We start from the raw sequence: 12,263 nt of genomic DNA, 5'->3' as shown, positions 1-12,263 counted from the left end.
CCGTGCAAATTACGAAAATTGGCGTAGTCGGCGCCGGAACGATGGGGCAAGGCATCGCCGAAATGCTTGCGGCGAAAGGAATCGACGTGCTGCTGCTCGAGCATACGCCGGAGCAGCTCGAACATGCGATCCGGAATATCGAGCTCAGCCTGCTGAAGCAGTTGGAGAAGTGGGCGATCACGGACGCCGAGAAAAGGCTTACACTTAGCAAAATTCATAAAACGATAACTTTCGAGCAGTTGGCCTCATGCGATTTGATTATTGAAACCGTGACCGAAGATCTGGAGATCAAGAAGGAAGTGTTCGCGAAGCTCGGCGTCGCTTGCCCGGACGCCATTCTGGCCAGCAATACGTCGACGCTCAGCTTGACGGAGCTTGCCGGGGCGGCGAAGCAGCCGGAGCGGGTGATCGGCCTTCATTTTACGTATCCGGCCGGCAGAAGTCCGCTCGTCGAGATTGTAAGAGGTCTCAAAACGTCAAACGAAACGTACGAAACGGTGCGCCGGTTCGTCGAGAGCCATATTCAGCGAACGGCCATCATGGTGTACGAATCGCCCGGATTTGTCACGACCCGGCTTATCTGCACATTGATTAATGAAGCGATGCATACGTTATCCGAAGGCGTTGCCTCAGCCGAGGACATTGATAAGGCGATGAAGGTCGGATATGACTTCAAGTACGGACCGCTCGAGCTGGCCGACCGGTTCGGCCTCGATTCGGTGCTGGCGGCGATGGAGCGGATGTTCCGCGAATACGGCGATTTGAAATACCGCCCTTCCTTTATGCTCAAGCAGATGGTTCGCGCGGGGCATCTCGGCGTCAAGTCGGGAGAAGGCTTTTTCCATTACGATGAGGACGGCGACAGACTATGAATATTCTCGTCATCAATGCTGGAAGTTCGTCTCTAAAATATCAGCTGTTCGATATGATAACGGAATCGGTGCTGGCCAAAGGAAAGGTAGAGCGGATCGGCATGGAAACCGCAATGCTGTCGCACGAGCCGGCCGGCCGGTCGGAATTCCGTGAGGTTAGCGAGATCTGGGATCATACGACCGCGATCCGCAAAGTGCTGCGCGTGCTCATCGATCCGAAGGAGGGCGTTCTAACCTCGATGGAGGATGTGCACGCGGTCGGACATCGCGTCGTTCACGGCGGCGAGTCGTTTTCCGGCTCGGTTCTCGTCGACGAGCGGGTGAAGGCGGAGATTCGGCGGTTATTCGATTTGGCGCCCCTGCATAATCCGGGAGCGCTAACGGGCATTCTAGCGGTTGAAGCGAATTTGCCGCACGTCCCGCAAGTGGTCGTTTTCGATACCGCGTTCCATCAGACGATGCCGCCGGTCGCGTTCCGCTACGCGATTCCGAATGTGTTCTACAAAAAGCACGGGGTTCGCCGGTACGGCTTCCACGGCACGTCGCATCAATACGTGAGCCAGCGGGCCGCCGAGCTGAGCGGCAAGCCGATCGAGACAATGAAGCTGATTACGTGCCATATCGGCAACGGCGCCAGCGTTACGGCGATCAAGCACGGCCAATCGGTCGACACGAGCATGGGCATGACGCCGCTCGAAGGCTTAATGATGGGCACGCGAAGCGGCGACATCGACCCGGCCATCGTGCCGTTTGCGATGGACAAGGAAGATTTGTCGGTGAACGAAGTGAACTCGATGCTGAACAAGCACAGCGGCTTGTTCGCTGTATCCGGCGGGCTGGGAGATATGCGCGAGGTGCTGGAAGCGATGAAGGAAGGAGACCGCAATGCGCGGCTTGCCTTCGACATGTACGAATACCGGCTGCGCAAATATATCGGCGCTTACGCGGCCGCGATGAACGGCTTCGATACGCTCATCTTTACGGCCGGAGTCGGGGAAAACAGCGCGCTGTTGCGGGAGGTGATCTGCAGTCAGCTGAGCTATCTCGGCTTGACGCTGGACACGGAAGCGAATGAGCGCAAAGGCGGCGGCGACCGTAAAATTTCGTCTCCCGACTCGAAAGTGGACGTTTGGGTTATACCGACGAACGAAGAGCTGGTCATTGCCCGGGATACGTTCCGGGAAGCGGCCAGAATTAGGGGACTGTCCGATGAAGAAGCGGGAGCGGTCACCTGTTAAGGAAGCAAACGGGAAGCTAGCACCACCCGGTGTACTTGCACGTGCGAGGAAGGGATTGTCCCGCAGAAGCGGCGTGGCGGCCGGGCTGCGAGGCAATCTTTTTCCGGACGGAACATACGGATCTACGATTTCGATTACATAGGAGGATGGGCATGGAGCTTACGACGATTCGGGACGTACACAAGCATATCGGCCAAACGGTACGAATAGGCTGCTGGGTGCATAACAAAAGATCGAGCGGTAAAATCCAGTTTCTCCAGCTTCGCGACGGAACGGGCTTCATTCAAGGCGTCGTCGTGAAAAATGAAGTTTCGCAGGACGTATGGGACGAAGCATCGAAGCTGACTCAGGAGAGCTCGCTCTATGTGAACGGCACCGTGCGGGAGGATGCGCGTAGTCAAAGCGGCTTCGAGCTGGACGTCAGCGGTGTGGAGATCATCCAGGTCGCCGTCAATTATCCGATTACGCCGAAGGAGCATGGCGTCGACTTCCTGATGGATCATCGCCACTTGTGGCTACGTTCTCCGCGCCAGCGGGCGATTATGGTCATTCGCGCGCAGATCATCCGCGCCGTGCAGCAATATTTTGACGAGAACGGGTTTTACTTGGTCGACCCGCCGATCTTGACCCCTTCCTCCTGCGAAGGGACGACGAACTTGTTCCACACCAAATATTTCGACGAGGACGCCTATTTGACCCAAAGCGGCCAGCTTTATATGGAGGCGGCGGCCATGGCGCTCGGCAAAGTGTATTCGTTCGGTCCGACCTTCCGGGCGGAAAAATCGAAGACGCGCCGGCATTTGATCGAGTTTTGGATGATCGAGCCGGAGATGGCGTTTGTCGATCACGAGCAAAATCTGGTCGTGCAGGAGCGATTCATCTCCTACATCGTGCAAAATGTGCTGGTTCATTGCCGGAAGGAGCTTGAAACGCTCGGTCGCGACGTTTCGAAGCTGGAGAGCGTGACGGTCCCGTTTCCGCGAATCACTTATGACGAAGCGATCCGGCGGCTTCAGGAAAATGGTCATGAGATTACTTGGGGGGAAGATTTCGGGGCGCCGCACGAGACCGAAATTGCGCAGCAGTTCGACAAGCCGGTGTTCATTACCCACTATCCGGCATCGTTTAAAGCCTTTTATATGAAACCCGATCCGAACCGGCCCGAAGTCGTTTTATGTGCGGATATGATCGCGCCGGAAGGGTATGGCGAGATTATCGGCGGAAGCCAGCGCATCGACGATCCGGAGCTGATGCAGCAGCGATTTGCCGAGCATGAGCTCGGGGAAGACGCGTACCGCTGGTACTTGGATTTGCGCAAATACGGCACGGTGCCGCATTCCGGCTTCGGGCTCGGACTGGAACGCACCGTCGCCTGGATATGCGGGCTGGAGCATGTGAGAGAGACGATTCCGTTCCCGCGGCTGCTGTACCGGTTGTATCCTTAGGAGGCTTGCCGAAGTTGAAGTACATTTCGGAAAGCGCCTTTAATCGAAGGGGGCGTTCGCATGGCGAGAGGGGAAGACCGCAAGACGCTGGAGCGAGGCTTGATGGCGGCGCTGGAGGTCGGCGGGGTCACCGTTCCGATGCTGCTGCTTCGGCTGTACAAACGAATGAATCTTTCCGATACGGAGGCGATGCTGCTCGTTCACCTGATCGCTTACAGGGAGAAGGAGGGCAAGGAGTTTCCGACGCTGGAGGAATTGCAGGAGCGGATGTCCGCCCCGCCGGAGACGGTCATTAAGGCGCTGCAGCGGCTGCTGAAGGATGAGTTCCTGGAGATCGACGACGACATCGATCAATCGACCGGCGTTCTAAGTGAAAACTACAACCTGACCTTGATGTACCGCAAGCTGGCCGAAGCCTGGTTCGAGGAGACGGTGGAGCGCCAGAAGCCGAACATACCGGCACGAGGAGCGGTTATGCCGGCCAAAGCGGATACCGACAACATTTTCACCATATTCGAGAAGGAATTCGCCCGGCCACTGACGCCGATGGAATGCGAGAACATTTCGCAGTGGCTCGACCGCGACCGTTACCCGGAGGAGCTGATTCTGCTGGCGCTGAAGGAGGCGGTATTCGCCGGGGTTATCCATTTCCGCTATATCGACCGGATCTTGCTCGAATGGAGCCGCAACCGGGTGCAGACGCCCGAGCAGGCGCGGCAGTACACGCAGAAGTTCAGGGGAGCCCGTTGAGGAAGGGAAAGGGCTCGGTGTTTTTTAAGCCATGGTTCGTCCGTCTGTGAGCCGCTTTCGCTGGTCCGTTTGGGCCGCGAGGCGGCTTTTTTGCCAGAGTAAGTTAGCTCTCGAGGCCAACAAAAAAGCGGCCTTTCGGCCGCAAACAGATTCGATGAAATTAAGAACGCAGCGCTTTCCAGCGATAAGCGTACTCGAACAAAAATTCGAAAGCTTCCAAATGCCGCTTCGCTTCGAACACGTTCGCTCCCCAAGCATAGATGCCGTGGTTGCGAAGCACGATGCCTGGAACCTTCAGATCGATCCGCCCTTCTACGAGCTCGGCGATCCGCGGTATGTCGGCATAGTTCGGCAAAATCGGTACCTCGATCTTCGCGTCTTCCTCCCAAATATTGAATGCCTTGATCAGCTCTACGCCTTGAAACGGAACGCTGCCTTGCTCCGCGTACAGCTCGGAGATGATGTTGTTGTACACGGTATGCACGTGAAAGACGGCTCCGCAGCCGGTAAGCCGGTAAATTTCGCAGTGGATGAGCGTTTCGGCGGACGGCTTCAGCTTCGTCGTCTCCAGCGCTTTGCCGGCACGGTCGACGATCAAGTAATCGTCCGGCGTATGCTTCGATTTGTCTTTGCCGCTCGACGTAATCGCGAAGGCGAACCGCTCCGGCGAGAAGTCGCCGACGCGGACGGATAAGTTGCCGCTGGTGGCGGGAAACCAGCCGCGGGCAGCCAGCTCGGTTTTCACTTCGCGCAGCTCGGCGAAGGCTTGCTGGCGCTGCTCCAGCGTATAGATCGGATCGTTCAAAGCTTACACACCTTCCTGAATCGTATTCTCGCCTAAATGCCGGACCACGTCGTGAAACGTTTCGAACGGAACATAAGGGAGGCCGAGCTCCTCGCATTTCGTAATCAGATGCGATCTGGCGAAGACGAGATCGGCCAGCTTCGCTCCCTCGAAGTCGGTGACGCTGTCCCCGATAAGGATGCGTACATAACTATCTTGCGGGTAACGGCGGATGACCGTCGTTTTGCACATGCCGCAATCGTTCTTGCAGTTCTCGTCGCACGGATTCGGCCAGACGATGCGGATGCGTTCGCCGGAAAAATCGCTGGCGTTGCAGTAAATATGGTCCTGCGCGATCGGAAACGGCCCCAGCAGAGGCAGCAGGAAAAAGTCGATGCCGCCGCTCGTCACCAAAAACTCGATCTGATGCCGGTCGCAGTACGAGAGAAGCTCCGGAAAGCCCGCCCTGATCTTCGCGGTATCGAAGACGAATTGCGCCACTTCCGCCCTGCTGGCCGAAGGGAGCAGCTCGAACATGCGTCCTACTCCATCCCGGATGCTTATCTTGCCTGTGACGACTTGTTCGACTAGCGGCTCCCAGCCTGGCGGGTCGAAGTGTTTCATGATTGCGACAATGTTGTCGCTCTCCGTGATCGTCCCGTCGAAATCGCAAAAGATAACAGGTCGTTTCATTGCTTCGCCCCCCACAGCTGGGTCGCCGCCTGAAGCTCGGGATGCGTCCGGCCGTAATCCTCAAGCGTAACGCCGCCCATAACCGCGTCGATCGCCTGCCGGAACGCTTGTCCGCCGGCCGCGGTGCCGAGCGGGTGGCCGTGAATGCCGCCGCCGGCGTTCACGACGACATCGACGCCGAAATCGCGGATGATCCACGGAACCAGCCCGGGATGAATGCCCGCCGACGGAACGGGGAAGCTTTCACGCAGGGCGATCGGAGCTTCGGAGCCGGCTTGTCCGGGAGACAAGTACACATAGTCTTTGGCTAACTCGTCGGTTACAAGCGCATGACGAATGGCCATGTTCTCTTCCTTCGGCATCACGACCGAGCCGTAAGGAGACGGGAACAGCACGAGATCCGCTCCGCAGAGGCGCATCAGCTTGCCGAGCAATACCGAAGCGGAGATGCCGTAATGCGGCGATGGGTACATCGCTCCGGACAAAGCGGGATGGGCCGCAATCGGAACGGAAATATCCGGATCGGCGCTTAGCTCCCGCAGCGTATCGAAGCCGTAGGCGAGCACATTGAACAACAACGCGTTTGCGCCCGCGGCAATCGCTTTTTTCGCTTGCTCAGCTAGCTTCGAGGCCGGACCTGTAATATTGACGGCGTACAGCAGCTTTTGCCCGGTTACCGTTTCGGCACGCCGAGCGGCCTCCATACACGTTTGCACCCGCTTCTCGATCGGAGTCAGCGGATTCTCGAACAAAATTTCGTCGTCCTTGATCAAATCGACGCCGCCCGCGGCCTGACCGTAAAATTGACGGCCCAGCTCCTCGAGATCGTGACCGACGACCGATTTGAATATGCTCATGAGCAGCGGACGGTCTTGTACGCCTAGCAGCTCGCGGATGCCGCCGATGCCGAACTTCGGACCGGCAAAGCTGCTCAGGAAGGAAGGGGAAAAGTGCAGGTCGATCAGCTTGATTTTCCCGTCCATTGACAATTTGCCAAAAACAGTAATGAGCAGAGCCGGAATGTCATGGCTGAAATTGATGTCCGGGTAGGCGATGCGAATATCCGCATAACGCCCGGAACCGTCTGCGGACCCGGACGGCTCAAACACATCGACGGAAAGCACGACGCCGAGATGCTTCTCCATTTCTTTTTGCTTCGCCGCCGGCAGCTCGGTCCAGCTTCCGACCGTAAGTCCGATCGCGATCGAATGCGCTTTTTTGTGAAAGTCCGCTTTGTCGTCGTGACAGCGGTACGTCGCTACACAATAGTTCACTTTACGTTACACCTGCTTTCCGCTCGGTAATGATTGTTCGGCCAGCGCCTGTCCGATTTCGCGGGCTCTTTCGGCTGCGCGCAAGACGGCGCGAGAGATATGCCCGGCTACTTCGCCTGCGTCCAGCAGCTCGATGGCGGCTTGCGTCGTGCCGTTCGGGGAAGTGACCTTCCGTCTAAGCTCCGCAGGGGCTTCGTTCGTCGCTTTGGCCATCTGGGCGGCGCCAAGAACGGTTTGGATCGTGAGCGTCCGGGCGGCTTCCTCCGACAGACCGCCTTGTACGCCGGCAGCCATCATCGCCTCCATCACATAATAAATGTAAGCGGGGCCGCTGCCCGACACGCCGGTTACGATATCGAGCCGATCCTCGTCGACGACGCAAATCTCGCCGATCGAACGGAACAGCTCCAGTGCGGTCTCGCGCCACTGCGGCGAAACTTCTGCCGAGAAGCTGACGCCGGTAGCCCCGAGACCGATCGTGCTCGATGTGTTCGGCATCGTGCGGACAATCGGGTAAGCGCCGCCGAGCAGCTGCTGGATCGTACGGATCGATAGTCCGGCGATTACGGAGACGATCAGCTGATCCTGGCGCAGCAAATGCCGGTAGTCGGCAATGGCGGCTGCAGCGTCTTTCGGCTTCATGTTCAGGATCACGATCGCCGCGTCGCGGATCGCCTGATCGCGCTCTTCCGGCATGCGGGAGGCGCGAATGCCGTACGTGCGGCGCAAATACGCCAATTGCTCGTCATTCTGATGGTTGACGGCGAAGATCCGTTCCGGCCCGGTGATCCCTTTCTCGATAATGCCGCTCATAATCGACTCGGCGATCGAGCCCGCGCCGATGAAAGCTATTGCAGATGGATGTTCCGTATCACTCATATATTTTCTCTCCTTGCCTGAATCAGTCTTGGGACAGCACGCCGATCAGCGGCGGATTTGACCGCTGCCGTGCACGACAAACTTGGTCGACGTCAGCGCAGGCAAGCCCATCGGCCCGCGAGCGTGAAGCTTTTGGGTGCTGATGCCGATCTCCGCGCCGTAGCCGAACTCGAAGCCGTCGGTAAAACGAGTCGAAGCGTTATGATAAACGGCGGCGGCGTCGACTTCAAGAAGAAAACGTTCGGCGCGTTCGGCGTTCGCAGTCACGATGCACTCCGAATGAAGCGTGCCGTACTTGGCGATATGATCGAGCGCTTCGTCCAGACCCCCGACAACTTTGACGGACAAAATCAGATCGTTGTACTCGGTGCGCCAGTCTTCCTCCGTCGCCGCTTCCATGCCGGCAACAAGCGCGCGGCTTCGGTCGCAGCCTCGCAGCTCGACGCCCAGTTCCTTCAGCTTGTTTGCTAGGGCGGGCAAAAACTTTTCCGCATAGCTTTCGTGAACGAGCAGCGTTTCCAGCGAATTGCATACCGAGGGGCGCTGGACTTTGGCGTTAATGACGATTGCTTCCGCCTGAACGGGATCGGCCTCTTCGTCGAGGTACGTATGACAGATGCCTTCGCCCGTCTCGATGACCGGCACGGTCGAATTCTGGATTACATTCTGAATGAGCGAGCGTCCGCCGCGAGGAATGATGACGTCGATCAGTCCGTTCAGCTTCAGCATTTCATCGACTGAGGCGCGATCCGAGCTTTCGATCAACTGGATGCAGTCCGCCGGCAGAGAAGACTGGGCCAGCGCCTCGTGCATGATGCGCACGATCGCCTTGTTCGATTCGAGCGCAGCCGAACCGCCGCGAAGCACGACGGCATTGCCGCTTTTGAGGCACAAGCCCGCCGCATCGACGGTCACATTCGGCCGAGCCTCATAAACGATGCCAATCGTGCCGAGCGGGACGCTGTATTTGCGGATGAGGAGGCCGTTCGGGCGCTGTGTCTCGTCGAGCAGCCGACCCGTCGGGTCCGGCAGGTCGATAATTTGGCGCAGCCCTTCGGCGATGGCGCCGATCCGTTTGTCGTTCAGCGCCAGCCGGTCCAGCAGCGACTCGGAAGTTCCGTTTTGCCTGCCGTTTACGAGGTCGATCGCATTCGCCTCCAGGATGGCGGAGCTTTCGGCTACAAGCCGGTCGGCCATCAGGCGGAGCGCTTCATTTTTTTGTTCGGTCGTTACGCGGTTCATCCGTCTTGCGGCTTCTTTTGCTTTGGCCGCTTTTTCGCGTACTTCACTCATATAGATTCCTCCTTCGGTCTTCGGTTTATTTGCCCGATTGCAGGTGTTCGCCCAGCTTCGCGGCTTCCAGCTCGAACGAATCCGGCTCGTATCTGCGTTTGCACTCAACGAAACCGTCCGCCGCCCGTTTGCCTACGGTAATTCGAAGCGGAATACCGATCAGATCGGCATCGGCGAATTTGGCCCCCGGCCGCTCGCTGCGGTCATCGAACAGCACCTCTACGCCCGACGCCTGCAAGTCGCGATACAGCCGCTCCGCCAATTCAAGCTGGACGGGGTCTTTCGGCTGAATGACGATCAAATGAACACGGTACGGCGCTATGCTCTCGGGCCATACGATACCGGATTCGTCGTGATGCTGCTCCACAATAGCGGCGAGCAGGCGGGAGACGCCGATCCCGTAGCAGCCCATGATGTAGGGGAGGGAGCGGCCGCTGTCGTCCAAGAACGAAGCCCGCATCGCTTCGCTGTATCTCGTGCCTAGCTTGAAGACGTGCCCGACTTCGATGCCTTTATCGAACAGAAGCGGCTGTCCGCAGCGGCAGCAGCGGTCTCCGTCCGCCGCCGACCGCAAATCGCCATACCGGTCGATCCGGAAGTCGCGCTCCGGGGTAACCCCGGTCCAGTGACGGTCCAGCTCATTCGCTCCGATAACGATGTCCCGCAAGCCGCGAACTTCTTCGTCCGCCACGATCATTACGTTCTCGGGAATGTTCACGGGCCCGATGAAGCCCGGTGCCGAGCGCAGCAGTCCGGTTATTTCGAGCTCGCCCATGAGCTGCACGTCGGCTGCGCCGAGCAGACGTTTCACCTTCGTCTCGTTCATTTCGCGATCGCCTCTCACGAGTACGAGAACCGGCCGTTCATCGGCGAGCAGGGCGATCGATTTAACGATTTGCTCAGGCATCACGTTCAGGAAACGGGTGAGCTGGGCGATCGTCCGCACGCCTGGCGTTTCGGCGAGAGACGGGGCGGTTAAGGCACTTCCTGGCTCGGCTGCCGACGAAGCGGATACAGCCAGCTCCAGATTGGCGGCATACCCGCATCCGCCGCAGTGCACGATCGTATCCTCGCCGATGTCGCAAACGGCCATAAATTCATGCGTATCGGTGCCGCCGATCGAGCCGGAATCCGCTTCGATCGCCCGAAACCGCAAGCCGCAGCGGGTGAAGATAGCCGTGTACGCATCGTACATGCGGCTATAGCTGCGATCGAGCCCAGACGTGTCGGCGTCGAACGAGTAAGCGTCCTTCATTAGAAATTCGCGTCCGCGCAGCAAGCCGTACCGGGGTCTTCGTTCGTCGCGAAACTTGGTCTGAATCTGAAACAGTGTCAGCGGCAGCCGTTTATACGTCTTGACCTCGTCGCGAACGAGCGAGGTGATCGCCTCTTCGTGCGTCGCGCCCAGCGCAAACGGCCTACCGTGCCGGTCCTTAAGCCGCATCAGATCGTCTCCATATAGGTCCCAGCGGCCGCTTTGCTGCCACAGCTCGGCGGGATGGAGAGACGGCAGCAGCACTTCGACGGCTTCCGCCTTCTCCATTTCCTCGCGAATGATCGCTTCGAGCTTGCGCAGCACGCGGTAGCCGAGCGGGAGGTACGAATAAACGCCGGAGGCGAGCTGCCGGATGAGACCGGCTCGGATCATGAAGCGGTGGCTGTTCGCCTCTGCGTCGGACGGATCGTCGCGCAAAGTAGGGATCAGCGTCTGATTTAATCTCATTTCTTTACGTCACCTCCCGGCAAATACGATCCATTCGTCGCGATGGACGACCTCGATGCGCGGCACTTCGACACGTTTGCGGACTTCTTCCGTCGATAATCCGGCAACCGCCTTGAGCTGCCACGATGCATAGTTGACGACTCCGCGTCCCAGCGTTCGGCCTTCCGCGTCGGTGACTTCGACAACATCGCCCGGGTGGAATTCCCCGTCTACCTCGGTTACGCCAGCCGGCAGCAAGCTTTTACCGCCGTCCACGAGAGCGCGTTCCGCCCCCAGATCGACTTTCACTTTGCCTTGCGGCTCGGAGTGGAAGCCGATCCATTGCTTTTTCGTCGACAACGTATGTGCGCTCGTATCGAAATAAGTACCTCTCCCGACGCCCTGCACCGCATGCAGCAGATCGTCCGGCTCCGTCGCTCTGCCGATGAATACCTGCACGCCGCCGCTCGTGGCGATTCGCGCCGCTTCGATCTTGGAACGCATTCCGCCGGTGCCGACCGAAGACCCGGAGCCGCCGGCAATCCGGTAAATGTCCTCGCTAATTTCCTCGACGCGCTCGATCCGCCGCGCATTGCTGTTTTTCCGCGGGTCGTCGGTGTACAGACCGTCCGTATCCGTGAGGATCACCAATCTTTGCGCCTTGAGCAGGTTGGCGACTAGTGCGGACAGCGTGTCGTTCTCGCTGAACTTCAGCTCGTCGACGGCCACCGTATCGTTCTCGTTAATGATCGGGATGACGCCCCGGCTCATCAGCTCCTGCATCGTCATGAGCGCATTATGGTTCCGTACGCGGCTTCGGAAGTCGGAGCGGGTCAGCAAAATTTGCGCAACCGTCTGACCGTGCGTTCCGAACGCTTCGTTGTAACTCTGCATGAGCAAGGCTTGCCCGACCGCAGCCGACGCCTGCTTCTCGTGCAGCGCTTTCGGCCGCTTCGCATAGCCGATTTTGCGGAAACCGGCGGCCACGGCGCCGGAAGTGACGAGCACGACGCTCCAGCCGGCTTGCTGGAGGCGGGATAGTTCTGCGGCGAAATATTCGATTTTGGCGCGATTCAGCCCGCCTTCGTCCGATGTGAGGGAGCTGCTGCCGATTTTGACTACGATCCGTTGTTGCATCCTGATTCCCACCTTGTATACCGTAATATCGTCAGCCGGCGTATGCAAATCCGGCCCAAAACAAAAAAAGACCTCCATCCTTGTTAAGGACGAAAGTCCGGCTTTCGCGGTACCACCTTAATTAACGAGCGCGGCAAATAACGCTTCGTCATCTTGTGTCCTTGTTAACAGCAAGGCGCTGTCCAACTCGTCGTTG

At 58.4% G+C, this 12,263-nt stretch carries 11 protein-coding genes; 4 read left to right on the top strand and 7 right to left on the bottom strand.

Features of this window, described 5'->3' with window-relative positions; all coding sequences use genetic code 11:
• Positions 1–2 precede the first annotated feature (2 nt).
• The 4 genes from D7M11_RS28535 to D7M11_RS28520 all read left to right on the top strand — a co-directional run bounded on the left by D7M11_RS28535 (position 3) and on the right by D7M11_RS28520 (position 4,305).
• Positions 3–872: a 3-hydroxyacyl-CoA dehydrogenase family protein gene (locus D7M11_RS28535; RefSeq protein ID WP_120750678.1), complete on the top strand. Its 870-nt coding sequence runs from the start codon at positions 3–5 to the stop codon at positions 870–872.
• Complete coding sequence (locus D7M11_RS28530; protein WP_120750677.1) at positions 869–2,110, top strand: acetate/propionate family kinase; 1,242 nt, start codon at positions 869–871, stop codon at positions 2,108–2,110. Before D7M11_RS28535 ends, D7M11_RS28530 begins: the two co-directional genes overlap by 4 nt.
• A 146-nt stretch (positions 2,111–2,256) precedes the next feature.
• Positions 2,257–3,555 (top strand): asparagine--tRNA ligase, encoded by a 1,299-nt coding sequence (asnS, locus tag D7M11_RS28525; RefSeq protein ID WP_120750676.1) that lies wholly within the window; start codon positions 2,257–2,259, stop codon positions 3,553–3,555.
• Between the two features lie 60 nt (positions 3,556–3,615).
• Positions 3,616–4,305 carry a DnaD domain protein gene (locus D7M11_RS28520; protein WP_120750675.1) on the top strand — a complete coding sequence of 230 codons (690 nt, stop codon included), beginning with the start codon at positions 3,616–3,618 and terminating at the stop codon, positions 4,303–4,305.
• 160 nt (positions 4,306–4,465) lie between these two features.
• Here the strand turns inward: D7M11_RS28520 and D7M11_RS28515 are convergent, their stop codons facing one another.
• The 7 genes from D7M11_RS28515 to proB are packed head-to-tail and all read right to left on the bottom strand — an operon-like array spanning position 4,466 to position 12,067.
• Positions 4,466–5,110, bottom strand: a complete 645-nt coding sequence (locus D7M11_RS28515) for a methylthioribulose 1-phosphate dehydratase (RefSeq protein ID WP_120750674.1) — start codon at positions 5,108–5,110, stop codon at positions 4,466–4,468.
• A 3-nt stretch (positions 5,111–5,113) separates the two neighbouring features.
• A complete protein-coding gene (locus D7M11_RS28510) occupies positions 5,114–5,782 on the bottom strand; it encodes a 2-hydroxy-3-keto-5-methylthiopentenyl-1-phosphate phosphatase (protein WP_120750673.1) in 669 nt (222 codons plus the stop codon).
• Positions 5,779–7,056 carry a 2,3-diketo-5-methylthiopentyl-1-phosphate enolase gene (locus D7M11_RS28505; protein ID WP_120750672.1) on the bottom strand — a complete coding sequence of 426 codons (1,278 nt, stop codon included), beginning with the start codon at positions 7,054–7,056 and terminating at the stop codon, positions 5,779–5,781. Before D7M11_RS28505 ends, D7M11_RS28510 begins: the two co-directional genes overlap by 4 nt.
• A gap of 6 nt (positions 7,057–7,062) precedes the next feature.
• A complete protein-coding gene (gene proC / locus D7M11_RS28500) occupies positions 7,063–7,935 on the bottom strand; it encodes a pyrroline-5-carboxylate reductase (protein ID WP_120750671.1) in 873 nt (290 codons plus the stop codon).
• A gap of 45 nt (positions 7,936–7,980) precedes the next feature.
• Complete coding sequence (locus tag D7M11_RS28495; RefSeq protein ID WP_120750670.1) at positions 7,981–9,228, bottom strand: glutamate-5-semialdehyde dehydrogenase; 1,248 nt, start codon at positions 9,226–9,228, stop codon at positions 7,981–7,983.
• Between the two features lie 25 nt (positions 9,229–9,253).
• Positions 9,254–10,951, bottom strand: coding sequence for a proline--tRNA ligase (locus D7M11_RS28490; RefSeq protein WP_120750669.1), 1,698 nt, complete (start codon positions 10,949–10,951; stop codon positions 9,254–9,256).
• Between the two features lie 9 nt (positions 10,952–10,960).
• A complete protein-coding gene (gene proB, locus D7M11_RS28485) occupies positions 10,961–12,067 on the bottom strand; it encodes a glutamate 5-kinase (RefSeq protein ID WP_120750718.1) in 1,107 nt (368 codons plus the stop codon).
• Positions 12,068–12,263 lie beyond the last annotated feature (196 nt).

Origin of the sequence: Paenibacillus ginsengarvi (assembly GCF_003626695.1) — a bacterium.
GTDB classification, from domain to species: domain Bacteria; phylum Bacillota; class Bacilli; order Paenibacillales; family NBRC-103111; genus Paenibacillus_AB; species Paenibacillus_AB ginsengarvi.
Note: the sequence above shows the minus strand (reverse complement) of the source record. Positions and strands in the feature narration are given on the sequence as shown.